Below are 23,930 nucleotides of genomic sequence, written 5' to 3'. Positions count from 1 at the left end.
ACCGGCCCGCCACTCAGTTTCCGCCGGGTAGTTCCGCGGCGGTGCAGGTCAGCCGCCTGCTCTCCCTGCCGGCGGGGCGAAGTCGCGCGCCACGGTGGCGGCGGTGGCTTCGGCGATCGCTTCCTCTTCATCGGTGGGCACCACCAGCACCGGAACGGCCGAATCCGGGGCGCTGATCAGCCGCGCCCCCGGTTCGCGCCGCTGGTTTGCTTCCCGGTCCAGGGTGATTCCGAGAGCACCCAGCTTGTTAACGGTCAGCTCGCGGAATTCGGGGGAATTCTCTCCGATGCCGGCCGTGAACACCACTGCCTGCGCGCCGTTCACGGCCACGTGGTAGGCGCCAATGTACTTCGCCAGCCGGTAGGCGGCGACGTCCAGCGCCAGGGCCGCGGCGCCGTCGCCTGCTGCCGCTGCCTCCTCCACCGTCCGCATATCCGAGGCGCCACCCAGTGCCAGAAGTCCCGATTCCCGGTTTAGCAGGTTGTCGAGGGAGTCGGCGTCGTAGCCTTCGCGCAGCAGGAACACCAGAATGGACGGGTCAACGTCGCCGCTCCGGGTGCCCATCACCAACCCCTCCAGCGGGGTGAATCCCATCGACGTGTCGATGCTCCTGCCGTTCCGGATCGCCGTGACGGACGCACCGTTGCCCAGGTGGGCGATAACGGCGTCGAACTCCCCGGGTTCAATACGAAGGAACCGGGCTGCGGCCGGCGCCACGTACCCGTAGCTCGTCCCATGGAACCCGTAGCGGCGGATCCCGTACTTCCGGTAGAGGCTGTCCGGCACGGCGTAGCGCCAGGCGTGCTCGGGCAGCGTGCGGTGAAAGGCAGTGTCGAAGACCGCCACCTGGGGAATATCCGGCCATTTGTCGTGCACGGCCCGGATGCCGCGGGCACTGGGGGGATTGTGCAGGGGTGCCAGCGGGCTGAGCCGTTCGATGGACCGGACAATCTCATTGTTGACCAGAACGGGTTCGCTGAAGCGCTCGCCGCCGTGCACCACCCGGTGCCCGACGGCGTCAATGCTGCGGCCGCCGAGGAGGCCGGGCATGCGCCGGCTTAGCTCCTCCAGGGCCGCGCCGTGGTCCGGGACCGCATCCTCACCGATCCGGTCGATGATGCCCTTGGCCAGGAGCTCCCCGTTGGCGGTGTCCCGCACCTGGTACTTCAGGGACGAGGAACCGGAATTGATGACGAGTACGAGCATCAGCCCTCCTGGGCCTGGACCGCGGTGATGGCCACGGTGTTAACGATGTCCTCGACGGTGCAGCCGCGGGAGAGGTCATTGACGGGTTTGCGCAGTCCCTGCAGGATCGGCCCGACCGCCACCGCGCCGGCGGACTGCTGCACCGCCTTGTAGGTGTTGTTGCCGGTATTCAGGTCCGGAAAGATGAAAACGGTGGCATGCCCGGCCACGTCGGATCCGGGCATTTTCGACGCCGCCGTGGTGGCGTCCACCGCGGCGTCGTACTGGATGGGCCCTTCCACCGGAAGGTCCGGGCGGCGGCTGCGGACAATTTCCGTGGCCGCGCGGACCATTTCCACGGATTCGCCGTGACCGGAGGCGCCCGTCGAATAGGACAGCATCGCCACCCGGGGTTCCACACCGAACCGGGACGCCGTGCCGGCCGACGCCAGGGCGATGTCAGCCAGCTGCTTGGCATCCGGCTCGGGGTTCACGGCACAGTCGCCGTAGACCAGCACCCGGTCCTCCAGGAGCATGAGGAACACGGAGGAAACAATGTCCACGCCCTCCTTGGTGCGGATGAATTCCAGGGCGGGGCGGATGGTGTTTGCCGTGGTGTGCGCCGCGCCCGAGACCATCCCGTCAACGCGGCCCAGCTGGACCATCATGGTGCCGAAATATGCGCCGTGAAGCATGCGTTCCCGGGCGTCCTCGAGCGTCACGCCCTTCTTCGCCCGAAGTGCGGCATATTCGCGCGCGAAGTCATCCCGCAGGGCGCTGGTGGCCGGGTTGATGATCGCCGTGCCGCTGAGGTCGATGCCCTCGCTGGCGGCCAGCTCCCGCACTTCCCCCTCCGGTCCCAGCAGGGTGAGCGCGCAAACGTCCCGGCGGTGCAGGATTTCCGCCGCCCGCAGGACCCGGGTGTCCAGGCCCTCCGGCAGGACAATATGCCTGCGCTGCGCCCGGGCCCGGATGATCAGCTGGTTCAGGAAGCGAAGCGGCGTGATTTTCTCCGGGCGGGGCAGCTGCAGCCGCTCCAGCAGTTCGTTTTCGTCCACGTGCCGGGTCCACACACCCAGGGCGGCGGCGACCTTGCGCCGCTGGCCCGAGGAGATCTCCCCGCGGACCCGGCTCACCTGCCGCGCCGCGGTGTAGGTGTCGACGTCGACGGCGAACACGGGAAACGGCGCCTGGGAGAGCAGGGCGAGGATCCCGGGATCGATCGGCAGGCCACCGGTCAGGACCATGCCGCTGGGCACCGGGAACTCGGGCGCAACGGCGGAGGCCAGGGCGGCCACCATGACGTCGGCCCGGTCGCTGGGGGCAATCACCAGGTTCCCGTGGTCCAGCTGGGAAATGAAGTTCCCCACCGTCATGGCCGCCACTTTGATGCCGACGACGTCGCGCTCCAGTGACGGGCTGCCGGCCACCTGGCGGGCCTTGAGGGCCCGGGCGACCTCCGACATGGACGGCTGGGAAATTTCATTCACTTCTGGCATCACGTAAACCGGCCGGCCCGACGTTCCGGGGCGCACCGCGGTCCGGATCTCCTCCACCGCATCCGGCTCCGCGCGGTTGACCATCATGGCGAGCAGGTCGCACCGTGCCGAATGCAGCTCCCTGCGGGCCACATCCACCGCGTCCGCCGTTTCCGGCACCGTCATTTCCCGGGCGTTGACGACGGCCAGCACGACCGCGCCCAGGTTGTTTGCGAGGCGGGCATTCAGGTCGAACTCCAGGGCGACGTCGTGTCCCGAGAGGTCGGTGCCCTCGATGATCACCACGTCGCAGTGGGCGGCCACTTCGTTGTAGACGGCCAGGCAGCGGGAGTCCACCTCCCCGCGTTCACCGGCGACCAGCAGGGCGCGCAGTTCGGGGCGGGTGAGCCCGCCGCGGCTTGTTTCGGGAGTGAGGTTGAACTTCCGCTGCATCAGCCGGACCATCGGATCCCGGGCCGGTTCGGCGCCTTCCACGATCGGCCGGAAGAACCCCACGCGGTCTGCATGGCGCAGCAGCATGTCCGCCAGGCCGAGAGTGACAAGGGATTTGCCGGACCCCGGGGTCATGGCGCTGATATAGATTCCGCGGGCCATGGTTGCTGTCCGATCTGTGGGTTTGGGAAGCACGCGGTCCGCTTCCATAGTGTGGCGCGGAACACATTCTCATCCTCCCAAAAGCGTCCATGGCTGGCTAGCGGACATGCGGCTACACCCGCCGGAACCGGCGGCCGGCGGCTCCGAATGGACCGCAGCGTCTCAGCATGTGGGATTAAACTGAGGCAGGCCGGCCGCGGCCTACGATTGATCGGTTAGTTTTGACGAAATACCAGAGCACAAGGACCACCGTGAGTCTCTTCAGAACCAAGCCCATTGAGGATTCCCTCGCGGACGCCGACGAGCCGGGCCGCCGGCTCAGGCGGACCCTGACAACGTGGGACCTGATGATCATGGGTGTCGCCGTTGCCGTGGGCGCGGGCATCTTCTCCGTGGGAGCTAATGCAGCCGCCAATTTTTCCGGCCCTGCCGTAACCCTTTCCTTTGTCCTGGCCGCCCTCACCTGCGCCCTGGCCATCATGTGTTACGCGGAGTTCGCCACCGCCATTCCGGTGGCCGGCTCCGCCTATGTCTTCACCTACGCGACCATGGGCGAGCTGGTGGCCTGGATCATTGGCTGGAACCTGATCCTGGAACTGTTCACCGCTGCGGCGGTGATTGCCAAGTACTGGGGCATCTACCTCAGCGAAGTGTTCACCCTGATGGGCCTAAATATCCCGGCCACGATCGACCTGGGCCCGGTGGATCTGACCTGGGGCCCGCTGCTGATCGTCACGGTGTTCACCGTGCTGCTGGTCAAGGGAACCAAGCTTTCCGCGCAGGTCGGCAACGTGTTCACGCTGATCAAGATCGGCGTGGTGCTGTTCGTCATCATTGCGGGGTTCTTCTACGTCAAGGCCGAAAACTACACCCCGTTCATCCCGGAATCGGTGCCGACCGAGTCGCTGGGCAGCGACGGCGTGATGCAGCAGTCACTGTTCTCCTTCATGACCGGTGCCGCTCCGGCGCAGTACGGCATGCTGGGCGTCTTTGCCGGCGCGGCGATCGTGTTCTTCGCATTCATTGGGTTCGACGTCGTCGCCACCTCCGCGGAAGAAGTGAAGAATCCGGGCAGGACGCTGCCGCGGGGAATCTTCGCCGGACTGGCCGTGGTCACCCTCCTGTACATAGGTGTGTCCCTGGCCCTGACGGGCATGGTCTCGTACACCGACCTCGCAGCCGTCGAGTCGCCGAATCTGGCGACCGCGTTTACGCTCGTAGGCAACACCTGGGCGGCGGGGGTCATCGCCGTCGGCTCCCTGATTGGCCTCACCACGGTGATCATGGTGCTGCTGATGGGCCTGGCGCGGGTGGTCCTGGCAATAAGCCGCGACGGACTGCTGCCGCGGGCCCTTTCCCGCACCAGTGACAAGCATTCCACTCCGGCCCGCCTGCAGATCCTGTGCGGAACGCTCGTGGCCCTGGTCGCCGGGTTCACCCAGGTGGACGTGCTGGAGGAAATGATCAACATCGGCACCCTGTCCGCGTTTGTCGTGGTCAGTGTCGGAGTCCTGGTCCTGCGGCGCAAGCGCCCCGACCTCAAGCCCGCCTTCCGTGTGCCGTTCGGCCCAGTGATTCCGGTCGTCTCGGCCCTGCTCTGCCTGTACCTGATGACCAACCTGGCCGTGGAAACCTGGATCTACTTTGCCGCCTGGCTGCTGGTCGGCTTCCTGCTTTACTTCGCCTACGGCCGCCGCCATTCGCGGCTGAATGACAAGTTCAAGGAGCTGCGTGCGGCCGAGCGCGCCGACCGGCTGGAGCGCGAACAGGAGCCGGCCGCCCCGGAGGCCTAGCCGGACTGTGCCTGCCGCGGGGACTTGCACCTCCCCGCGGGGGTGGCAGACTGGTCGGCATGCTAGTTGCCTTCTCCGTAGCCCCGTCCGGCGTTGGTCCGGACACCCCTGCCGGTGCCGGCGCCGCGGACGCATCGGTGCACGATGCCGTCGCGGCCGCTGTCCGGATTGTCCGCGAATCCGGCCTGCCGAACCGGACCGACGCCATGTTCACCACGCTGGAGGGTGAGTGGGACGAAGTCATGGATGTGGTCCGCCGTGCCACGGAGGCAGTGGGCCGCTACGGCAGCCGGGTGTCGCTGGTCCTCAAGGCAGACATCCGGCCCGGCCACTCCGGTGAGCTCGAGGGCAAGGTGGAACGCCTGGAAGCAGCCCTGGAGCGCTCTTCCGATTAGGGTCGGCCGGGCGCCCGCTTGCCGTGGGGGCCGTTTTCGTCGTCTTCTTCCCGTCGAGTGTCGGGCTCGTGCGGCTTGTCTTCATCGAATGCCGGGCTCCTCCGGCTTTCAGCCCGAAATACAGGCGTGATTCCGTCAATGGATGGCAGGCAAGGGCATTATCCCGACACTCGGCGGGGGTAAAAGGGCCCCAGCCCGGCACTCAAACTGAAGGCATGACTCCCACCTTCAAGCGGACACCGGCCTGATGGGCCGGCAACGACCCGGCAAAGGCCCTGCCGCCTCCGAACCGGCCGAAGGAACACCGAAATCCGGCCCCGTAGCCGGAACCTTCCCCATCGACACCGGCACCTGCGAACTCCTTCCGGACCAGTTCAACCCGAATGGATGGATCCTCAAGGTCAACGGCGTGCACAGCTCGCACATCGACGTCGCCGATCCCCGGCAGCTCGACTTCGAGTACATGCGCTGGATCGCCGCCCTTGCAGACACCCACTGGGAGGCAGACGCAAAACTGCGTGCCCTCCATCTGGGCGGTGCCGCCTGTTCCATGGCCCGCTATTTTGCCGCCGGTTATCCGAATGCGCGGCAGGTGGTCGTTGAACTGGACGGGCGGCTCGCCGAACTGGTGCGTGCCTGGTTTGACCTGCCCCGCGCGCCCCTGATGCGGCTGCGGGTGGGGGAAGCCCGCGGGGTCACCGAGACCCTTCATGCGGACAGCCGGGACCTGATCATCCGGGACGTCTTCGCCGGTGCCAAAACGCCGCCGGCCCTGACCACTCTGGAGTTCACCGCGGAAGCGGCACGCGTCCTCGCGCCCGGAGGGCTGTACATCATGAACTGCGGTGACACTCCGGATCTGAAGGGTGCACGGCGCGAAGCCGCCGCGGTGGCGGCCGTTTTTGCGCACACGGCCATCGTTGCCGACCCGGCCATGCTCAAGGGCCGGCGGTACGGCAACATGATCATCGCCGGCAGTGACCTGCCCTTCGCCGGACATCCCGCGCTGCCCCGGACACTGCTGGGCGGCGCGGTGCCCGCCCACCTATGGGAGGACGCCAAGGTGCGGGCCTTTGCGGCGGGAACCCAGCCGCTCACTGACGCTGAGGCAGGCTGATCCGCGCCAGCCACTTGGGGCGGGCATCCGGACAGCCACAAGAAAAGCCGCCCGAAGCGCGCAGTGCGGTTCGGGCGGCTTTTTCGTGCCGGCTTCCTGAGCCCGGCTACATCCCGAGGGCGGAGGAAATTGCTCCCACGGAGAAGAACAAGACGAACGCCGCGGCCACAACCCACATCAGCGGGTGGACTTCCCTGGCGCGGCCCTGGAACAGGCGGATCAGCGCGAAGGCGATGAAGCCGGCTCCCAGGCCGTTGGCAATGGAGTACGTGAACGGCATCAGGGCGATGGTCAGGAACGCGGGGACGGCGATGCCAATGTCGCTCCAGTCGATCTTGCCCACCTGGGACACCATGAGGTACCCCACCACCACGAGGGCCGGAGCCACGGCCTCAAACGGCACCAGGTAGATCAGCGGGGTCAGGAACATGGCAACGATGAACAGCAGGCCGGTCACCACGGAGGCGAGTCCGGTCCGGGCGCCCTCGGCAATGCCGGAGCCGGACTCGACGAAGATCTGGTTGGAGGAAACGCCCGCGGCGCCGCCCACTACGGCGCCCGCCGCGTCGACCAGCAGCACACGTTCCACGTTGGGAATGTTGCCGTCCTTGTCAATCGACCCTGCTTCGGTGGCCAGGCCAACCATGGTGCCCATGGCGTCGAAGAAAATGCTGAGCAGGATCACGAAGGCCAGCAGTGACGCGGCCACGATGCCGAGTTTCTCAAAGCTGCCAAACACACTGACCTGGCCCAGCAGGGACAGATCCGGTGCGGCCCAGTCCGGCATGCTCGGCGTAACCAGCGACCAGCCGGTTTCCACGCCCGCGCCCTGCGCGCCCGGGGATGCCACAAGCTCGATGATGACGGAGAGGATGGTGGAGGCAACAATGCCAATGAGGATGGCGCCTTTGACGTTGCGGGACATCAAACCGATGGTCAGGATCAGGCCGAACACGAAAACCAGGCTGGGCCAGCCCAGCAGCTGTCCGCCCGTGCCCAGTTCCACGGGAACGGTCGTGCCGGCGGCATCGGGGATGCGCCGGACGAATCCTGCGTTCACGAATCCGAGGAGGGCAATGAACAGCCCGATGCCGACGACGATGGCAGTCTTGAGGCCTGCGGGAACGGCCTTGAAGACGGCGGTGCGGAAACCGGTCAGGACGAGGATGAACATGGTGATGCCGGAAAGCACGATCAAGCCCATGACATCAGGCCAGGTCAGGCCCTCATTGGTGGCCACGGTTGCTGCAACGAAGGCGTTGACGCCCAAGCCCGTAGCCAGGGCAAAGGGGTGCTTTGCCCAGGCACCCATGATGATCGTGAGCACGCCGGCCACGAGGGCGGTGGCCGCGGCGACGGCGGGGCCGGCCAGCGTATTCCCCGCGGAGTCCGGACCACCGAGGATTAGCGGGTTCAGTACAACGATGTAACTCATGGCGAAAAACGTGGCCAAACCACCCCGGACTTCGCGGGAAACGGAAGAACCCTTTTGGTGATTTCAAAATACTGGTCCAGCTTTGAACCTTGTTTGAGCATGAACGTTCCTCTGAATGGGTGTTGGTTTGCTGGGAAAATCCGCCATTCGATCTTATCGCGCCCCTTCCAGCCGGGGCAGCGGGACCGATTGCCAAAGCGGACGGGGTTTATTGTGATTTTGCTCGCGTCCGGGGCGGTGGCCCGGCGGGCGGTTCTAAGCGGTGCCCACGCCCAGGGTGGACGTGCCGTCGAAGGTTGCACCGCGCGCCGCTATTTGCCGGCCGGCCCGCTTTGCCTGGCGGAGGAGTTCGCGGGTGGGAGCAGTAAGCACCTCGCCGGCGCCCACGATGTAGAGTCCAACGCCGCGCAGGGCGCTCATCAGCTCCGCGCCTGCGGCAAAGCCAAGAGCATGGATTAGTTTCACCAGTGCCGGCTGGCCGCAGCCCGCGAGCACCACGGTGTCGGCCAGCAGTACTCCGTGCCGGGTGTGGACTGTCCACCGCAGGGCGCCGGACTCCCGGGCAGGACTGCCGGGTCCGCGCAGCAGGCCCAGCTCCTCGGCGGGGGTGCCGCGGCGGACGTCCAGGGAGTGGCCGGCGGCATAACCGTGGAGCAGGCGCAGCAGTTCCGCGCGCTGTGGAAGGCTCAGGGCATCGGGGGCAGGGCCGGGGACGGGCACCGGGGCGGTGTCCTGGCGCAGCCCGTTGAGGACAATGGGATGGATGCCGTGCCGGCTCAGTTCGCTGGCCACTGCCAGGCCCGTCAGGCCGCAGCCTATGACGACGGCGGCCGCCACCTCGGTGCCCGGCCCGGCTGCCGCCGGCGCATCGTCTTCCGCGCGGTTCGCTGTTCCATCCACCGAGGCAACCCCCTGACGTAGATCAAGGCAGCGGGAACGGCGCCTCTTCCGGTCCCGCAGATGTGCGCCACCCGGCTGCCCGGCGACGGTTTTCGGCTGTAATGCCCCGAAGCCTATCCGCCGCAGGGACCTCTGTGTAGTGCTTTGGCGGGCGTGTTTCGGGGGACACCACGGCGCGGGGCCGCCGCGCGGTAGGCTACCGAAACAAGCACGGTTCCAGTGTTCGACGACGAACACGGCGTCCGGTGATGAACCATAAGGGGTGGGGCACTTGTCTTCAATGTGGAGTGAATACGGCGGGCTGGAGGGGTCGGCGGGCATCGTCGTCGGCGTGGACGGATCCGACCAGAGTCTCCTTGCCCTGGTCTGGGCGGCAAAGGAAGCCGAACGGCGCCGGACTCCGCTGCATGTGGTCACCGCTTACACCGTTCCCATTTTTGCCGCGTCCTCGATGGACGCCGGCTACACCACGATGGATGACGCGATCATCCGCGACGGTGCCCGGTCAGTGCTGGACAAGGCGCTTGAGCGCATCAGCGGATACGACATTGAGGTCCTGCCAAGGGTCGAGACCGGGGATGCGGCCGCCGTCCTGCTGGAACTCTCCGAGGAAGCAGACCTCATGGTCGTGGGATCCCGGGGCCGCGGCGGCTTTGTCGGCCGCCTGCTGGGCTCGGTGTCCAGCGCCCTGCCGGCGCACGCGAAATGCCCCACCGCCGTGGTGCCGCTGCGCACTGCCGGCCGGCTTCCGGAAGCCGGGGTCCGGCCGCCGTCCGGGGCACCCACCGAGCAGACCGTCGAGGACATGGTGGTAGTTGGCGTGGACGGGTCGGAGCAGGGCCGCGCCGCGTCCCTGGTTGCGGCCGAGCAGGCAGTGAACCGGGGGCTGCCGCTGCAGATCCTGTGCGCCCTGCCGCCGTTCAGCGGTTCCCTGGCCTGGGTTCCGGCGCCGATGGATCTGGAAGCGCTCCACGAGGAGATCTCCGAACAGCTGCGCGCGGGCCGGGACTGGCTGCAAAGCCACTTCCCGGGGCTGCCCATGACGGTGCAGCTGGTTGACGGTCCGCCGGCGGAAATCCTGATCGAGCGCACGGCATCCGTGGAGCTGCTGGTCCTGGGCACTCGCGGCAGGGGCGGGTTCACCGGAATGCTGATGGGTTCGACCAGCCAGAGCGTCCTCCACCACGCCAAGGGGCCGGTCATGGTGGTCCCCGACCACGAAGATCCGCGGCTGGCGGACCGTTCGGCGTTCGGGCCGGTGCCGCAGGACTAGCCGGCCGCAGGACTACTCCGGCCGCAGGACTACTCCGGCCGAAAACTAGCCCGGCCGAGGCGCAGCCGGGCGCCGGCGGTCAGGCGTGCTGGTGTCCTTCATGGACGGCGTGGCTGGCGGGTTCAAGCTGGAAGGTGCAGTGCTCGGTGTCAAAGTGCCGGCTCAGGCAGCTCGTGAGCCGGTCCAGGAGCTGGTCCATCCGCTCGGAGGTGAGGTGGTCGTCGTCGACCACTACGTGCGCCGAAAACACCGGCACGCCGGACGTAATGGTCCAAATATGGATGTCATGCGCGTCGGAGATGCCCTCCACGTTCACTATGTGGTCGCGGATCATTTCGGTGTCCACGCCCCGGGGGGTGGCTTCCAGCAGGACGTCGATGACCTCCTTCAGCAGTGACCAGGCCCGCGGCAGGATCATGAGGGCAATCAGGATCGACGCCCAGGTATCCGCCTGCTGGTAGCCGGTGAGCATGATGATGACGGCGGAGACGACGACGGCGGCCGAGCCCAGCAGGTCGCCGAGGACCTCCAGATAGGCGCCGCGCACGTTCAGGCTTTCCCGGCGGCCGCTGTGCAGCACCAGCAGGGAGGCGAGGTTGGCCAGCCCGCCAATGATGGCCGCGCCGAGCATCAGGCCGGTGTGTACTTCGGGTTCCGTACCGAAGCGGCGGATGGCCTCAACGAAAATGACGGTTGCGATGACAATCAGCAGCACCGCGTTGGCCAGGGCGGCCAGGACTTCGGCGCGCTGGTATCCGTAGGTTCGCCGCTTCGTGGCCGGGCGGGTGGCGATCCATGAGGCCAGCAGGGCTATGGACACGCCCGCGGCGTCGGAGAGCATGTGTCCGGCGTCGGCCAGCAGCGCGAGCGAGCCGGAGAGCAGGGCGCCCGCCACCTGAAGGAAAACCACGCTGAGGGTGATGATGACAACGATCAGCAGCTTGCGGCGGTGGCGTCCCGTTGCGGTGCCTGCCGGCAGGCCGTGCGTGTGGCCGTGATGATTTCCCATGCCTTAAGGCTAGCTAGCCCCAGCCGAGTTCATGCAGCCGGGCATCGTCAATCCCGAAATGGTGGGCAACCTCGTGAATGACGGTGATGCGGATTTCACGGACCAGCTCATCCTCGAGGAGCACATCCGCATCAGCGGCCCGCGGAAAATGACGATGCGGTCCGGCAGTGAGCCTGCGTCCCACCAGGAGTCCCGTTCGGTCAGCGGCGTTCCGTCGTAGATCCCCAGGAGCTCGGTTCCCGGATCCTCCCCGGGTCCGGGAACATACTCGTCCTCGATGAAGATCACCACGTTGTTCATGGCCGCCGCCAGGTCTGCGGGGATGGAGTCGACCGCGTCATCAACGGCGGTCTCGAAGTCGTCGGGCAGCATGTCTATGGGCACTCTGCCACTCTAGCCGGGGCCGCCTCCGGGGGTGCTGCCGCGGCCGTTTTGCTGTTTGCTCCAACAGGCCCTATAGTTTTATGAGTCCACAGGGGCGCAAACGAACGGAAATTTCCGCTTCCAAGCGTTCCCGTGTGTTCTGTTGGCCCCCATCGTCTAGCGGCCTAGGACACCGCCCTTTCACGGCGGCGGCACGGGTTCGAATCCCGTTGGGGGTACTCATGAGTGGTAATCGGGCCAGTGAAAAGCTGGTAGAGTTTACACTCGTGAAAAGTAAGGCCCTGTAGCGCAGTTGGTTAGCGCGCCGCCCTGTCACGGCGGAGGTCGCGGGTTCGAGTCCCGTCAGGGTCGCTCAGATTTTCTGAAGCGATTTGGAAGATCTCGGTGATCATCGGTTGCGATGATGCCCGGCTCTGTAGCTCAGTTGGTAGAGCGTTCGACTGAAAATCGAAAGGTCACCGGATCGACGCCGGTCGGAGCCACCAGCTAAAACCCCGGACTTACGAGTCCGGGGTTTTCTTTGCCCGGACTGCCATTTCCTTGTCCTTTCCCCGGACGCCGCGTGCTGCTCTTCCCGGAATCTGCCTGCCTGCTTCCGCACCGCCCGCGGCGGTGTCCTTGGCGGGGACTGGACTACCGGGACCCAGCCCGCCGCGGTGACCGGGCGCCGGGTCGGTAAGCGGTGAGTACCGCCCGCGGACGTGCCTCCCAAGGAGGAGTGCCGCAGGATACGCTGGGCACCATGGATGATGCCCACAACCAGAATGTTCCTCCCGCCCGGACGCCGGCGCACGCGCCCGTTCCCGTGCAGGCGCCTGCACCTGCTGCCCCGGCGGGGTCAGGAGTCCGCCCGGAGGATATCGGCGGGAAGACCGCCATCAGCGAGCAGGCCGTGGCCAAGGTGGCTGCCATTGCCGCACGCGCAGTGGACGGGGTGTATGCCCTCGGCACCGGGTCCGGCCGTGCACTGGGTGCGGTACGCGACGCCGTCGGCGGATCCAGCGCCACCCAGGGCGTCCACGTGGAGGTGGGGGAAACCGAGGTCGCGGTGGATGTCACCCTGGTGGCCGTGTACGGGATTCCGCTCACCCGGATCGCCAATGACGTTCGGGCAGCCGTCTACTCGGCGGTGGAGTCCCTGGTTGGCCTGCGGGTGGTCGAGGTGAACGTTGATGTGAATGATGTACAGATTCCCGGCGCCCCGGAGCCCCGCCCGGACAAGCCCCGGCCGGGCTCCGCACCTTCCTAGCCGGGACAGTCCCAGCCAACACGGTGGGACGGCAGCAGGCAGTATAGGGTCGAAGATAGCTCGCAGACCATCGTTATGAGGCAGGAACAATGAAACCAACCGTAACGGGCATGGCGATCGGGGCTGTTCTGGCCTTCACCGCCCTGATCTTTGATTTTTGGGGCTTCCTCCTGATGGCGCTGTTCATCGCCGTGGGTGCCCTGTGCGGCCGCGCGGCAGAAGGCAAAGTGGATTTCCGCACCGTCCGCGATGCGCTGACCGGACGCCGTTCATCCTCGTGAGCCCCGCAGTCCAGGACGCTGCCCCTGCCGCTGACCGGAACTCCGGCCTCGCCGGCCATAACCGGATCAGCACCCAGGCGCTGACGTCCACAGCGAAGGCGGCGGCCGCGGAGTTCTTTGATGTTTCCCCGGCTTCCATCCGTGTCGGCTGGTCCGATGACCAGGGGATGCTGGCGATGGCCCTGTCCCTGCCGGTCTCCCTTCCTGCGCTGACCCGCATAGCCGCTGATCCCGGACTGGTCACCCGCTCCGGAGGTTCCGTGTGGGACCGCGCGCACGCCGCGAAACCGTACCTGCTGGAGAAGGTCACCGCACTCACCGGGTCGCTGGTGTCCCGGGTGGACATCCGCGTCACCGGGGTCCAGCTCAGCCAGGGAAGCAGGGTCCGTTGAACAGCAACGAGCCGCTGACCCGGCGGATCGTACGCCGTGAAACCCACGCCAGCCGGACCTCCGGAGCCATGGTCGCCGCCTTCCTGGGGATCCTGTTCTGCCTCTATGTCCTGCTGGAAGCAACCCTGCAGGCCCTGGGCCAGGACGCCTGGCTGACCGACCCGGCTGCCCTGGGCACCTGGCTGTCCCGGCTGCCGGCGGACACCGATACCACCGTGCTGGGGCTTGTTGGCGTGCTGATCCTGCTGGCCGGGCTGGTGTTTTTCCTGCAGGCGGTCCTGCCGGGCCGCCGCCCGCGCTACGCCCTGCCCAACCCGCGGGCCGCCGTCGTCGTGGACGCCGATGTGCTGGCCTCCTCGCTGGCACGACGGGCCCGGCTCACGGCCGGGGTCACGGCCGAGCAGGTGCTGGTCACTGTCGGCCGGACCCGCGTGGATGTGCGCATCCGGCCAACGTCGGGAGTGCCCGTCAACGGCGAGGTGGTGCGGGAAGCTGTGCAGGACGAACTGCAGCTGACCGGACTGGATCCGCAGCCCGAGGTCCGGGTGCAGGTTTCCACCTTGGGGGTGATCGGGCAGTGAACCGGACTCCGCGGTCGCTGAACCGCCTGCTGCTCGGTCTGCTGGGGCTGATCCTGATCGGCCTCGGCGGCGGACTGCTGTGGATCAGCCTTGACGGGGAGCGGCCCGCCGCTGGCAGTCTTTGCCCCCGGCCTGCTGGACCGGATGCACGACTTCGGCGCGCAGACCGCCCTTCCCGGCCAGTCCCAGAGCTGGGTCTGGCCGCTGCTGGCCCTGGCGATGATCGTGGCGATCGTCCTGCTGATCCTGTGGGCCGCGGCGCAGGGCCGCGGACGGACCGGCACCCTGGTGTCGGAGTACGACGACGACGGCGCCCCGGGGCGGGTGGCGATCAGCGGGGCCGTGGCGGAACAGGCGCTGCGGACGGCGCTGCAGGATGACCCGGACGTGGCGTCCGCCGCTGTCAGTACCTACGACTTGCACGGCCGCTCCGCGCTGCGGATCCGCATCACCCCCCGCCAGGGTTCGGCGCCGCACCTGATTGCCGCCGACGCCACCGCCCTGGTGGAGTCTCTCGACGCCGCGCTGGGGCAGGAAACTCCGGTGCTGATCAGTATCGACGGCGGCCGCCGGCTGCGCTTCAACCGCGAAGACCGGGTCCGCTAGGACCCGTCCGGGGATCAGCTGGCGCGGGCCAGCTGACGGATCGGAATCCAGCGGTTGGCCAGCCGGCGGTACGAGGCTGCGGCTCCGGTCATGTCGCCGTCGGCCAGCGACTCAATCCCGAGCCGGACATCCGAGGGCGAGTCGTCGGGAAAGACCAAATCCGCCACCGGACCGTAGTCCAGCTCCAGCACCGCGTCCTCGGAGAAGATTTCCAGCCAGTTGATGAGCTCATCCAGCTCATCGACCAGGTCCAGTTCGGGTGCGGCCAGCGTCAACGCCGCCGTGGCCCGCCTCGCCCGGTCCAGGCACTGGGGAACGGGAGCGCTCAGGCGCACGGTCTGGACCTTGCCGTCGTCCTCCACCACTTCGGAATGGTCATCCTCGTGCAGCAGCACGAACCAGCCAAACGGAACGCCCCAGGTCGCCGACCGGGTGTGCAGGTGGGCAAGGGAATCGGCGAAGGAATCGGGGTCGATCCGCGCGGCGTGCGCCTCGCGGGCCACCTCCGGTACCAGGACGTCCACCAGCGGCCCGCGGATGCTCTCCCCGAGCGACTCCGCGGCCAGCGATGTCCGGACGGCGAGCTGGTTGGGGCAGTACAGCCGCCTCGTGGTTCCCTCGTGGCCGGGATAATGCAGCACGCGCACCAGGTCGGTGGTGCTGTGCGGGAAGGGATCGGAGACGGCGCGCACCAGCCGGCGCACGGCGTCGCTGCGGTCCAGCACCTCAGTTTCGTGGCGCCCGCGCGCCCGCTGCTCCATAATGGCCAGCTGCTGGTCGTCGTCGAACACGTCGAGCGGTTCGTAGACGCGCAGGTGCGACACGTACGGGAACGTGCGGTAAAGGGAGCGCTGCGGCTTCCCGCTCACAATCAGTCCAGCTCCACAATGACGGGTGCGTGGTCCGAGGCGCCCTTGCCCTTGCGTTCTTCGCGGTCAATGGTGGCGCCGGTGACGCGGGCGGCAAGCGCCGGGGAGCCAAGGACAAAGTCGATGCGCATGCCTTCCTTCTTCGGGAAACGCAGCTGGGTGTAGTCCCAGTAGGTGTACACCCCGGGTCCCGGGGTGAAGGGGCGCACCACGTCGGTGAAACCGGCGTCGAGGAAGGCGCGGAACGCGGCCCGCTCCGGCTCGGTGATATGGGTGGCGTTCTGTGCCCGGAACCAGTCGATGTCCCACACGTCCTCGTCCTGCGGCGCGATGTTCCAGTCGCCCATCAGGGCCAGCGGCAGCTCCGGGTTATCTTTAATCCAGCCTGAGGCCTGGTCCTTCAGCACGTCCAGCCACTGCAGCTTGTAGGGCATGTGCGGGTCCCCGACGGCCCGGCCGTTGGGCACGTAGAGGCTCCAGATCCGGATCCCGTTGCAGGTGGCACCAATGGCGCGCGCCTCGGACGCGGTGGTGGCCTCGGTCTTGCCGAACTGCGGCTGGCCCGGGAAGGTGCGCTCGACGTCGTCCAGCCCCACCCGGGACGCAATGGCGACGCCGTTCCACTGGCTCAGGCCGAAGTGCGCCACCTCGTAGCCATTGTTCTCAAAGACCTCCCACGGGAAGTTCTCGTCCTTGGCCTTGGTTTCCTGAATGGCCAGGACGTCGACGTCGGAGCGCTGCAGCCACGCTTCCACGCGGTCGGCACGGGCACGGATGGAGTTCACATTCCAGGTAGCAATCTTCACCCTTGCTACGTTACCGAATGAGCCGTCTGATCAGGGCATGCCTCAGGGCTTCCACCACGTGTCCAGGATGCTGACCGGCACCGTGCGCTTGTGCCGGGTCATCAGGAAACGGCGTTCGATTTTCTCGGCGGCGTCCGCCGGAACGTCGCGGCCCTCAAGGTAGTCGTCGATGGTGTCGTAGCTGATGCCCAGCTCCGTTTCATCGGTCTGGCCGGGGGCGTCGTCCAGCAGATCCGCGGTGGGAGCCTTCTTCACGAGGCTCTCCGGGGCGCCCAGCTCGGCCAGCAGCTGCCGGTTCTGGCGCTTGTTCAGCCCAAAGAGCGGCAGGATGTCGGCCCCGCCGTCGCCGTATTTGGTGAAGAACCCGGTGACGGATTCCGCGCCGTGGTCAGTGCCGATGACCAGCAGGTTGTGCTGGCCGGCGACCGCGTACTGGGCGGTCATCCGGGCGCGGGCCTTGATGTTGCCCTTGTTGAAGTCGCTGATCCGTTCCCCGCTCATCTTGACGTACTCGTCCTCGTAGCCGTCCACGGCCGGAGCAACGTTGTAGACCCAGGCCTGAGTGGGCCGGATGAATTCGAGGGCCGCCTGGGCGTCCGCTTCGTCGTGCTGGACCTGATAGGGCAGGCGCAGCGCAATGAACTGCGACTCGGTGCCTTCGGCCGTGAGCTCGTCGACGGCAAGCTGGGCCAGCCGCCCGGCGAGCGTGGAATCCAGGCCGCCGCTGATACCCAGCACAAATCCGCCGGTGTGGGAGGCCACGGCGTAGGACTTGAGGAAGTCCACCCGCCGACGGATCTCGGCCTTGGCGTCGATGTCGGGCTGCACGCCCATTTCCGCGATGATTTCAGCTTGTAGTTGGCGCATGCCCTCCACCCTATATCTCCTGTCACATCCACGGTGGAGAAAGGCGGGCTCGGCTAGGATTGAGGCCATGACTGCGCCCGTTCTGCCTGCCGCCCGTGCCCGCCTCCTGGATCTGATCAGCGAACTGGCCGTGGTCCGCGGCAAGGTGACCCTGTCCTCCGGCGCGGAAGCCGACTACTACATTGACCTGCGCCGGGTCACACTGCACCATGAGGCGTCACAGCTGGTGGGCGAGGTGATGCTGGACCTGATCGACCGCGCCGGAATTTCCTTCGAAAGCGCCGGCGGTCTGACGATGGGCGCAGACCCGGTGGCCACCGCCCTGATGCACGCCGGAGCCCGTGCCGGACGGCCCGTTGACGCCTTTGTCGTGCGCAAGGCGCAGAAGTCCTACGGCATGGGGCGCCAGGTCGAGGGGCCCGATGTTGCCGGCCGCAACGTCGTGGTCCTGGAAGACACCTCCACCACCGGAGGCTCGGCGCTGGCCGCGGTGGAAGGCGTGCGGCGCGCCGGCGGCAACGTGGTTGCCGTGGCAGTGATTGTGGACCGGGACACGGGGTCCAAGGAGCGCATTGAGGCCGAAGCGGGCGTCCCGTACCTGTACGCCTTTGGCAAGGATGAACTGGGCCTGGACTAAGGCCGGGCACCAGGCGGCCCGCGCACTGCCCGATCCCGGAACCGGTCAGGCATGAGTATGGACCCGGCCGACTTCCTGCGCTCCGCGGAGAACCTGAAACGGTTTTCCCGCCGCCGTTTCCTGGCCGGCAGCGTGCTGGGCCTGACCCTGGCCGCGGATCTCTTTGTCACGCGCCAAATCCAGCGGTACCGCGAGGACCTGGAGATTCTGCGCGTGCGCGACGACGACGCCGAGCGGCGCTTTCCGTCCGCGTCCTGGTTCCTCTTTCCCGGGTATAAGACCAGCTGGGAGGAAACGGTCTGGATCCTGAATTCGCTGCGCCCGGTGCTGGCGTCGCGCGGGCAGCTGGCCGGCGTCGGGTACTCCAACCTTGGCCTGGACGTCGATGACATCGTCGCCGCCGTGTTCCGCTACATCCGCAACCACCAGCTGCGCCGCGTGTACTTCTACGGGCACAGCTTCGGCGGAATGCTCGCCGTGGAAGTGGCGGCCCGGCTGCTCGAGCGGGGCGTCGCCGTCGAACTCATCATCCTGGACTCCAGCCCGGCCGGTGCCCAGGATGTTCTGGACCGGGCCATGTTCACGGGCGTGGCGGCCCTGTACGACGCCGGCTACCGCATTCCCAGCGTGCTGCGCGGAGGCTATGAGCTGGGGGAGCGGGTCCTGCACAAGGATGAGCGGACCTGGGAAACCGTGATGGACCAGACGCTCGAGCAGCTCTCCCCGCTGGCGCCGTCGACCACCCTGATCCAGGCCGAGGCGTCCTATATCTACCATTACGACGTGCGGCTGTACTCCGGCGCCCTGGGCAACACGTCGCTGGCGTTCATTGGCAACCCGGAGGACCGGACGGTCAATTACTTCGGCGCGAAGTACGAGTGGGCGGCGGCCTTCCCCGGCAACATGGTCTCCACGTCCCTGGTCACCAGGGCGCCCGGCCCGCCCACGCCAGCCCGCAGTGGAACCCCGGCGTCTACCAGGACGTGGTGCGCGAGGTGCTGCGGCTGCACTCCCCGCCGGAGCTGGGCGGCGGGCTGAAGTCCGTGTTCTAGACGGTCTCGATGAGGTCGGCCACCGAATTCATGATCTGGGTGGGCCGGAAGGGATAGCGGTTGATGTCTTCGCGCTGCGTGATGCCGGTGAGGACCAGCACCGTGTGCAGCCCGGCTTCGATGCCGGCCACGATGTCGGTGTCCATCCGGTCCCCGATCATGGCGGTGGTCTCCGAATGCGCGTCGATCTTGCGCATGGCGGAACGGAACATCATGGGATTCGGCTTGCCCACAATATAGGGCTCCATGTTGGTGGCTGCAGTGATCAGGGCGGCTATGGCGCCGGTGGCCGGCAGCGGCCCCTCCTGTGACGGCCCGGTGACGTCGGGGTTCGTCGCGATGAAGCGGGCGCCGTCCAGGATCAGCCGGATGGCCTTGGTGATGGTGCCGAAGGAATAGGTGCGGGTCTCGCCCAGCACCACATAGTCCGGTGCCGTGTCGGTCAGGATCATGCCGGCCTCATGCAGCGCCGTCGTCAGGCCGGCCTCGCCGACCACGAAGCAGCGGCCGGGCGAGCCGGTGTTCTTGACCTGGTCCTTGAGGAACTCAGCGGTCGCCAGGGCGGAGGTCCACAGGTTTTCCTCGGGCACCTCCAGGCCGGAGGCGCGGAGCCGGGCGGCGAGGTCGCGCGGGGTGTAGATCGAGTTGTTGGTCAGCACCAGGAACCGCTTGGAGGTGGACACCCAGCGTTCAATGAGTTCGGCTGCTCCCGGAATGGGATGGTTTTCGTGGACCAGGACTCCGTCCATGTCCGTCAGCCAGCATTCAATGTTCTCGTTTTCGCCCACGCTGTTCCTTTTCCTAACCTGCGCCGGGCTTTCCCCGGGCCGCTGTTGCCTGTGATTCTGCGTCCCAGTCTTTCACCTTAGGCTTGAAGGGTGATAGACAGCGTTGAACAATTGCCGGAGAACCCCGGGCTAACAACCGACACAGTGGAACTGCCCGACGCGGCAGCCGGCCCCCGGATCGGCGTCGGGCCATGGGAAGGCCCGCTGCCCGAAGGTGAACACTGGGACCCGGAACTGCTGGCCACCGGGGATACCCGCAACGTGGTGGACCAGTACCGGTACTGGAAACACGACTCCATCGTGGCCGACCTGGATGCAAAGCGGCATCCGTTCCACGTGGCGATCGAAAACTGGCAGCATGACCTGAACATCGGCTCCGTGGTCCGCACCGCCAATGCCTTCATGGCTCGGGAAGTGCACATCATCGGACGACGGCGGTGGAACCGGCGCGGCGCGATGGTCACCGACCGCTACCAGCATGTGCGCCACCACCCCACGGTGGAGGAGTTCGTCGAGTGGGCGCAGGGCGAGGGGCTGCACATCATCGGGATCGACAATTTCCCCGACTCGGTGCCGCTGGAGACCTACGAACTGCCGGAAAACTGCGTGCTGGTGTTCGGGCAGGAGGGCCCGGGCCTGACCCCGGAAGTGCATGCCGCGGCGGATGCGACGCTTTCCATTGCCCAGTTCGGATCCACCCGGTCCATGAACGCCTCGGCGGCCGCGGCGATTGCCATGCACGGGTGGGTGCGGCGCCATGTTTTTGGCCAGCGCGTGAACTGAACTGCCCTTCCGCAGCGCGGTCCTGGCCCGGCGGCCGTTATCCGGTGACATGACCTGATGCCTGAAGCCGTCTTGTGGCTAGGATGGAGGAAGCCAATGAGGGCCCTGGCCCTGCCGTAGATCAACCTTTCACGAGGAGTCAGCATGCCTATTGCAACCCCTGAGATTTATGCCGAGATGATCGACCGAGCCAAAGCGGGGGGTTTCGCATATCCGGCCGTGAACGTCACCTCGTCCCAGACGCTGAATGCGGCGCTCGCGGGGTTCGCCGAGGCAGGTTCCGACGGCATCGTCCAGGTGTCCACCGGCGGTGCCGCTTACTGGTCCGGCGCCAAGATCAAGAACATGGTCACCGGATCCTCGCCTTCGCCGCCTACGCCCGCGAGGTCGCCAAGAGCTACAACGTGAACATCGCCCTGCACACGGACCACTGCCCCAAGGACAAGCTGGACGACTTCGTGCTGCCCCTGCTGGCGGCATCCGAGGCAGCGGTCAAGCGCGGCGAGGACCCCATCTTCAACTCCCACATGTGGGACGGTTCCGCGGAAACTCTGGAGGACAACCTGCGCATTGCCCAGGAGCTGCTGGCCCGCACCCACGCCGCGAAAATGATCCTCGAGGTTGAGATCGGCACCGTCGGCGGCGAGGAAGACGGCGTGGAAAACGCCATCAACGAGAAGCTGTACACCACGGTGGCGGACGGCATGAAGACCATCGAGGCCCTGGGCGCCGGCGACAAGGGCCGTTACCTGACCGCCCTGACCTTCGGCAACGTGCACGGCGTGTACAAGCCCGGCGGCGTGAAGCTGCGCCCGGAAATCCTCAAGGACATCCAGGACGCAGTGGGCGAATCCATTGGCCGCGAACGTCCGTTCGACCTGGTGTTCCACGGCGGCTCCGGCTCCTCCGCCCAGGAAATCGCCGACGCGGTCTCCTACGGCGTCGTGAAGATGAACATCGACACCGACACCCAGTACGCCTACACCCGCCCCGTGGTGGATCACATGTTCCGCAACTACGACGGCGTGCTGAAGGTCGACGGCGAAGTCGGCAACAAGAAGCAGTACGACCCGCGCGTGTGGGGTGCCTCGGCTGAAGCCGGCATGTCCGCCCGCGTGGTTGAAGCAGCCCAGAACCTAGGATCGGCAGGCAAGTCCCTCTAATGTCAGATGAATTCCGCAAGAACCTCCTCGGCCCCGAGCCCACGTACCTGCCTGAGGAGTCCGACGTCGTCGCACGCCTGGAAGCCGGAGACGAAGCCGTGGACCTGGCAGCGAAGCACCCCACCTCCTCGCAGGTGTGGGCGATCCTTGCCGATGAAGCCTTCGACGAAGGCCGCACCATCGAGTCCTATGCCTACGCCCGCGTCGGCTACCACCGCGGGCTCGACGCGCTGCGCCGCTCCGGCTGGCGCGGCGCCGGCCCCATCCCCTGGGAGCACGTGCCGAACCAGGGATTCCTGCGGTCGCTCTATGCGCTGGGCCGGGCCGCAGCGGCCATCGGCGAAGCCGAGGAAGTGGACCGGATCACCAAGTTCCTGAATGAGTCGGACCCGCAGGCGAAGATCGCCATCGAGGGCCGCGAGTCCTAACTAAGCGGCGAAAGCCGGCGCCCCGCACCTGGGGGGTTGCCGGCTTTTGCCGTATCCGGGTGTCACCAGCCGCCGGTGCCCGGCGCTCCCTTGAACGGTCCGGTGATGCGTCCGGTGATCCAGCCGCCGTAGAAGTCGCCCTCCTGCGCCTGGACCTCCTCGCCGTCCACGGTGCAGCGGTCCATTTTCCCCGGGTACACGGCGGCCCGGCTCGCCAGGAGGCCCTATCCCGGAACCGGGTCGGGATAGGTCCACGCCGCCCGGCCGGCCCGGGTGTTTCCGGCTACGACGTCGAAGTAGGAGTCCTGCCCCTTGTACTCGCACCAGCTGGACCCGCTGGCAGGAATGAGGCAGTCCGGGGCGAAGTCCTCCAGCGGAATGTAGTACACCGGCGGATGGCTGGTTTCGAGGACGCGGACGGCGGATGTGGTGTCTGCGATCAGCTGCCCGCCGAGGAACACCTGGATGTGTTCTTCGGTTGGTTCGATGCGCGGCGGCCGGGGATAGTCCCAGACCGATTCCACGGTGTGCTCCTGTTCGGGACGCCGGGGGTGATGTTCCATGGCCAGCCCTTTCCGCAGCCGGCCGCAGCCGGCGCCGCCCGGGCGCTCGGTGTGGCCCGGGGTTAAGGGTGCTTCGGGCTGGCCGGGCCGCGGGATGGGTACCGGGCGCAAATTACTGCGCCAAGAGATTGCCGGGCCGCCACCTACGGGGCAAGGCGGGCATAGACCACGTAGTTGTCCTCGGTTGTATCGGGGACCAACAGAAACGTGCAAAGGTGCTGTCGGGCAGTATTCCCGACAGCACCTTTGCACAGTACATAACCCCACGCCTCCTGTGGGGGCCTCCCGTCATGAGCAGGAAAGGCCCCCGGTGCTGGACTAACCGTGTCGCATCAGCGCGTGCTACCTAACCGGTTAGGAGCACATTTATGACATTGCGGATACAGGTTTCCTTTAGCTCCTTCTCAGCTTCTTCTGAGTACCAGCCGATGTGAGGGTGAGCACCACTCGCGGATGGCGTAGAAGACGGTCCCCTGCAACCGGAGGCTCTGCTTCCAAGACATCCAGCGCCACGCCGGCGAGGTGCCCTTCTTCGAGAACGTCCGCTAAAGCCTCCGAATCGATGAGCGCGCCCCGCGCAGTATTGACCAAGATGGCGTCGGGGCGCATCAGACGCATGCGCGCGGTGTTCAGCAGGTGATGAGTGGAGGGAACATGCGGCGCGTGCAGCGTCACCGCATGGGCATGCACGAGTAGATCCTCCAGAGCCAGCATCGGCGTTCCGTCCGCGGCTATGGAGCCGGGCTCAAATGCCACGTCGTGGGCTACGACTTCATATCCCAAAGCGGTGGCCTTGCGGGCAACTGCTTGGCCGATGGCTCCGTAACCTATGATGCCGAGAACCCTCCCACGAATCCTGTAAAGGGGTCTTGCTGCGGCTGCGTCCCAGACACCTTCTCGGACCAAGCGGTCGTATTTCGACGTTCCGCGGGCCAAGGTAAGGAGGAGTGCAATTGCATGGTCACTGACTTCATCCGTGCAATAGTGTGGCACGTTCATGACCGCTACGCCGCTTTGCTCCGCGGTCGCCACATCTATGGTGTCCACGCCGACACCATAACGGCTAATAACACGTAGGTTCGGCAGAGCAGCGAGGACCCGTGCTGTGACCGGGGCATACTGCACCAGTAGAGCGTCGGCATCGGCGCACTGCGCTATCACTTCATCCTCAGTTCGGCAGTTCTCGAGTCGAATCATCAAGCCGGCCTCAGCCGCAACCTGTTCCTCTATGGCTATGTCTTTATGATCACAATCCGTGATGACAATGCGCATTAATTACTC

General features: G+C 66.6%; 22 protein-coding genes, 3 tRNA genes and 4 pseudogenes. 17 read left to right on the top strand and 12 right to left on the bottom strand.

What is annotated here, in order from left to right; all coding sequences use genetic code 11:
- Positions 1 to 48: 48 nt before the first annotated feature.
- Both OL239_RS00390 and pta read right to left on the bottom strand, forming a co-directional pair.
- Complete coding sequence (locus tag OL239_RS00390; RefSeq protein ID WP_268910276.1) at positions 49 to 1,206, bottom strand: acetate/propionate family kinase; 1,158 nt, start codon at positions 1,204 to 1,206, stop codon at positions 49 to 51.
- Complete coding sequence (gene pta / locus OL239_RS00385; protein WP_268910275.1) at positions 1,206 to 3,278, bottom strand: phosphate acetyltransferase; 2,073 nt, start codon at positions 3,276 to 3,278, stop codon at positions 1,206 to 1,208. The genes OL239_RS00390 and pta overlap by 1 nt, the downstream gene beginning before the upstream one ends.
- A 251-nt stretch (positions 3,279 to 3,529) precedes the next feature.
- Between pta and OL239_RS00380 the strand changes: the two genes are divergently transcribed.
- From OL239_RS00380 to OL239_RS00370, 3 genes are all read left to right on the top strand, one after another.
- Complete coding sequence (locus OL239_RS00380; RefSeq protein WP_268910274.1) at positions 3,530 to 5,071, top strand: APC family permease; 1,542 nt, start codon at positions 3,530 to 3,532, stop codon at positions 5,069 to 5,071.
- 59 nt (positions 5,072 to 5,130) lie between these two features.
- Complete coding sequence (locus OL239_RS00375; RefSeq protein ID WP_268910273.1) at positions 5,131 to 5,466, top strand: thiamine-binding protein; 336 nt, start codon at positions 5,131 to 5,133, stop codon at positions 5,464 to 5,466.
- A gap of 247 nt (positions 5,467 to 5,713) precedes the next feature.
- Positions 5,714 to 6,583 (top strand): spermidine synthase, encoded by an 870-nt coding sequence (locus tag OL239_RS00370; RefSeq protein WP_268910272.1) that lies wholly within the window; start codon positions 5,714 to 5,716, stop codon positions 6,581 to 6,583.
- A gap of 106 nt (positions 6,584 to 6,689) precedes the next feature.
- Here the strand turns inward: OL239_RS00370 and OL239_RS00365 are convergent.
- Together OL239_RS00365 and OL239_RS00360 are read right to left on the bottom strand one after the other, a co-directional pair.
- Positions 6,690 to 8,119: pseudogene (locus OL239_RS00365) on the bottom strand (NCS2 family permease).
- Positions 8,120 to 8,273: 154 nt separating this feature from the next.
- Positions 8,274 to 8,918, bottom strand: coding sequence for an FAD-binding protein (locus OL239_RS00360; RefSeq protein ID WP_268910271.1), 645 nt, complete (start codon positions 8,916 to 8,918; stop codon positions 8,274 to 8,276).
- Positions 8,919 to 9,198: 280 nt separating this feature from the next.
- Between OL239_RS00360 and OL239_RS00355 the strand changes: the two genes are divergently transcribed.
- The gene (locus tag OL239_RS00355) at positions 9,199 to 10,191 is read left to right on the top strand and encodes a universal stress protein (protein ID WP_268910270.1); all 993 of its coding nucleotides are present in this window, start codon (positions 9,199 to 9,201) and stop codon (positions 10,189 to 10,191) included.
- Between the two features lie 79 nt (positions 10,192 to 10,270).
- On the opposite strand, the gene OL239_RS00350 is transcribed toward OL239_RS00355, so the two are convergent.
- Both OL239_RS00350 and OL239_RS00345 read right to left on the bottom strand, forming a co-directional pair.
- Entirely contained in the window at positions 10,271 to 11,200 is a 930-nt protein-coding gene (locus OL239_RS00350; protein ID WP_268910269.1) for a cation diffusion facilitator family transporter, read from the bottom strand.
- Between the two features lie 13 nt (positions 11,201 to 11,213).
- Positions 11,214 to 11,572: pseudogene (locus OL239_RS00345) on the bottom strand (metallopeptidase family protein).
- A gap of 157 nt (positions 11,573 to 11,729) precedes the next feature.
- On the opposite strand from OL239_RS00345, the gene OL239_RS00340 reads away from it, so the two are divergent.
- From OL239_RS00340 to OL239_RS00305, 8 genes are all read left to right on the top strand, one after another.
- Positions 11,730 to 11,802: transfer RNA gene (locus tag OL239_RS00340), tRNA-Glu, on the top strand.
- A gap of 59 nt (positions 11,803 to 11,861) precedes the next feature.
- Positions 11,862 to 11,935, top strand: a tRNA-Asp gene (locus OL239_RS00335).
- Between the two features lie 58 nt (positions 11,936 to 11,993).
- Positions 11,994 to 12,069: transfer RNA gene (locus OL239_RS00330), tRNA-Phe, on the top strand.
- 233 nt (positions 12,070 to 12,302) lie between these two features.
- Positions 12,303 to 12,833 carry an Asp23/Gls24 family envelope stress response protein gene (locus OL239_RS00325; RefSeq protein WP_268910268.1) on the top strand — a complete coding sequence of 177 codons (531 nt, stop codon included), beginning with the start codon at positions 12,303 to 12,305 and terminating at the stop codon, positions 12,831 to 12,833.
- Between the two features lie 89 nt (positions 12,834 to 12,922).
- Positions 12,923 to 13,114 carry a DUF2273 domain-containing protein gene (locus OL239_RS00320; RefSeq protein ID WP_152220571.1) on the top strand — a complete coding sequence of 64 codons (192 nt, stop codon included), beginning with the start codon at positions 12,923 to 12,925 and terminating at the stop codon, positions 13,112 to 13,114.
- On the top strand, positions 13,111 to 13,506 hold the full coding sequence (locus tag OL239_RS00315; protein WP_268910267.1) for a hypothetical protein: 396 nt from the start codon (positions 13,111 to 13,113) through the stop codon (positions 13,504 to 13,506). Before OL239_RS00320 ends, OL239_RS00315 begins: the two co-directional genes overlap by 4 nt.
- Positions 13,503 to 14,087: a DUF6286 domain-containing protein gene (locus tag OL239_RS00310; protein ID WP_268910266.1), complete on the top strand. Its 585-nt coding sequence runs from the start codon at positions 13,503 to 13,505 to the stop codon at positions 14,085 to 14,087. Before OL239_RS00315 ends, OL239_RS00310 begins: the two co-directional genes overlap by 4 nt.
- A gap of 90 nt (positions 14,088 to 14,177) precedes the next feature.
- Positions 14,178 to 14,693, top strand: a complete 516-nt coding sequence (locus tag OL239_RS00305) for a hypothetical protein (RefSeq protein ID WP_268910265.1) — start codon at positions 14,178 to 14,180, stop codon at positions 14,691 to 14,693.
- Between the two features lie 14 nt (positions 14,694 to 14,707).
- Here the strand turns inward: OL239_RS00305 and OL239_RS00300 are convergent, their stop codons facing one another.
- Genes OL239_RS00300 through nadE form a run of 3 tightly spaced genes read right to left on the bottom strand, consistent with a single transcriptional unit; the run spans position 14,708 to position 17,235 of the window.
- On the bottom strand, positions 14,708 to 15,562 hold the full coding sequence (locus OL239_RS00300; RefSeq protein WP_268910264.1) for a hypothetical protein: 855 nt from the start codon (positions 15,560 to 15,562) through the stop codon (positions 14,708 to 14,710).
- Between the two features lie 2 nt (positions 15,563 to 15,564).
- Complete coding sequence (locus OL239_RS00295) at positions 15,565 to 16,368, bottom strand: exodeoxyribonuclease III (RefSeq protein WP_268910263.1); 804 nt, start codon at positions 16,366 to 16,368, stop codon at positions 15,565 to 15,567.
- Between the two features lie 42 nt (positions 16,369 to 16,410).
- The gene (nadE, locus tag OL239_RS00290) at positions 16,411 to 17,235 is read right to left on the bottom strand and encodes an ammonia-dependent NAD(+) synthetase (RefSeq protein ID WP_268910262.1); all 825 of its coding nucleotides are present in this window, start codon (positions 17,233 to 17,235) and stop codon (positions 16,411 to 16,413) included.
- A gap of 67 nt (positions 17,236 to 17,302) precedes the next feature.
- Here nadE and pyrE point away from each other — a divergent pair, with 67 nt between their 5' ends.
- Together pyrE and OL239_RS00280 are read left to right on the top strand one after the other, a co-directional pair.
- Positions 17,303 to 17,872, top strand: coding sequence for an orotate phosphoribosyltransferase (pyrE, locus tag OL239_RS00285; RefSeq protein WP_268910261.1), 570 nt, complete (start codon positions 17,303 to 17,305; stop codon positions 17,870 to 17,872).
- Between the two features lie 51 nt (positions 17,873 to 17,923).
- Entirely contained in the window at positions 17,924 to 18,910 is a 987-nt protein-coding gene (locus OL239_RS00280; RefSeq protein ID WP_268910260.1) for an alpha/beta fold hydrolase, read from the top strand.
- A gap of 10 nt (positions 18,911 to 18,920) precedes the next feature.
- On the opposite strand, the gene OL239_RS00275 is transcribed toward OL239_RS00280, so the two are convergent.
- Complete coding sequence (locus tag OL239_RS00275) at positions 18,921 to 19,673, bottom strand: HAD-IIA family hydrolase (protein WP_268911624.1); 753 nt, start codon at positions 19,671 to 19,673, stop codon at positions 18,921 to 18,923.
- A gap of 183 nt (positions 19,674 to 19,856) precedes the next feature.
- Between OL239_RS00275 and OL239_RS00270 the strand changes: the two genes are divergently transcribed.
- The 3 genes and pseudogenes from OL239_RS00270 to OL239_RS00260 all read left to right on the top strand — a co-directional run bounded on the left by OL239_RS00270 (position 19,857) and on the right by OL239_RS00260 (position 22,086).
- Positions 19,857 to 20,495, top strand: coding sequence for a TrmH family RNA methyltransferase (locus OL239_RS00270; RefSeq protein WP_268911623.1), 639 nt, complete (start codon positions 19,857 to 19,859; stop codon positions 20,493 to 20,495).
- 144 nt (positions 20,496 to 20,639) lie between these two features.
- A pseudogene (fbaA, locus tag OL239_RS00265) lies at positions 20,640 to 21,658 on the top strand (class II fructose-bisphosphate aldolase).
- On the top strand, positions 21,658 to 22,086 hold the full coding sequence (locus OL239_RS00260) for a DUF3151 domain-containing protein (protein WP_104053616.1): 429 nt from the start codon (positions 21,658 to 21,660) through the stop codon (positions 22,084 to 22,086). Before fbaA ends, OL239_RS00260 begins: the two are co-directional and overlap by 1 nt.
- A 62-nt stretch (positions 22,087 to 22,148) precedes the next feature.
- On the opposite strand, the pseudogene OL239_RS00255 reads toward OL239_RS00260, so the two are convergent.
- Together OL239_RS00255 and OL239_RS00250 are read right to left on the bottom strand one after the other, a co-directional pair.
- A pseudogene (locus OL239_RS00255) lies at positions 22,149 to 22,649 on the bottom strand (DUF427 domain-containing protein).
- A 393-nt stretch (positions 22,650 to 23,042) separates the two neighbouring features.
- Positions 23,043 to 23,921, bottom strand: coding sequence for a C-terminal binding protein (locus OL239_RS00250; RefSeq protein ID WP_268910259.1), 879 nt, complete (start codon positions 23,919 to 23,921; stop codon positions 23,043 to 23,045).
- Between the last annotated feature and the right edge of the window lie 9 nt (positions 23,922 to 23,930).

The organism is Arthrobacter sp. ATA002 (genome assembly GCF_026898095.1).
Classification (GTDB): domain Bacteria; phylum Actinomycetota; class Actinomycetes; order Actinomycetales; family Micrococcaceae; genus Arthrobacter_B.
Note: the sequence above shows the minus strand (reverse complement) of the source record. Positions and strands in the feature narration are given on the sequence as shown.

What these genes read in the sequence shown, in the direction of transcription:
- OL239_RS00390 (WP_268910276.1), bottom strand. Translation starts at nt 1,206, where the DNA reads ATGCTCGTACTCGTCATCAATTCCGGTTCCTCGTCCCTGAAGTACCAG.
- pta (WP_268910275.1), bottom strand. Translation starts at nt 3,278, where the DNA reads ATGGCCCGCGGAATCTATATCAGCGCCATGACCCCGGGGTCCGGCAAA.
- OL239_RS00375 (WP_268910273.1), top strand. Translation starts at nt 5,131, where the DNA reads ATGCTAGTTGCCTTCTCCGTAGCCCCGTCCGGCGTTGGTCCGGACACC.
- OL239_RS00370 (WP_268910272.1), top strand. Translation starts at nt 5,714, where the DNA reads ATGGGCCGGCAACGACCCGGCAAAGGCCCTGCCGCCTCCGAACCGGCC.
- OL239_RS00355 (WP_268910270.1), top strand. Translation starts at nt 9,199, where the DNA reads ATGTGGAGTGAATACGGCGGGCTGGAGGGGTCGGCGGGCATCGTCGTC.
- OL239_RS00350 (WP_268910269.1), bottom strand. Translation starts at nt 11,200, where the DNA reads ATGGGAAATCATCACGGCCACACGCACGGCCTGCCGGCAGGCACCGCA.
- OL239_RS00320 (WP_152220571.1), top strand. Translation starts at nt 12,923, where the DNA reads ATGAAACCAACCGTAACGGGCATGGCGATCGGGGCTGTTCTGGCCTTC.
- nadE (WP_268910262.1), bottom strand. Translation starts at nt 17,235, where the DNA reads ATGCGCCAACTACAAGCTGAAATCATCGCGGAAATGGGCGTGCAGCCC.
- pyrE (WP_268910261.1), top strand. Translation starts at nt 17,303, where the DNA reads ATGACTGCGCCCGTTCTGCCTGCCGCCCGTGCCCGCCTCCTGGATCTG.
- OL239_RS00280 (WP_268910260.1), top strand. Translation starts at nt 17,924, where the DNA reads ATGAGTATGGACCCGGCCGACTTCCTGCGCTCCGCGGAGAACCTGAAA.
- OL239_RS00275 (WP_268911624.1), bottom strand. Translation starts at nt 19,673, where the DNA reads ATGGACGGAGTCCTGGTCCACGAAAACCATCCCATTCCGGGAGCAGCC.
- OL239_RS00260 (WP_104053616.1), top strand. Translation starts at nt 21,658, where the DNA reads ATGTCAGATGAATTCCGCAAGAACCTCCTCGGCCCCGAGCCCACGTAC.
- OL239_RS00250 (WP_268910259.1), bottom strand. Translation starts at nt 23,921, where the DNA reads ATGCGCATTGTCATCACGGATTGTGATCATAAAGACATAGCCATAGAG.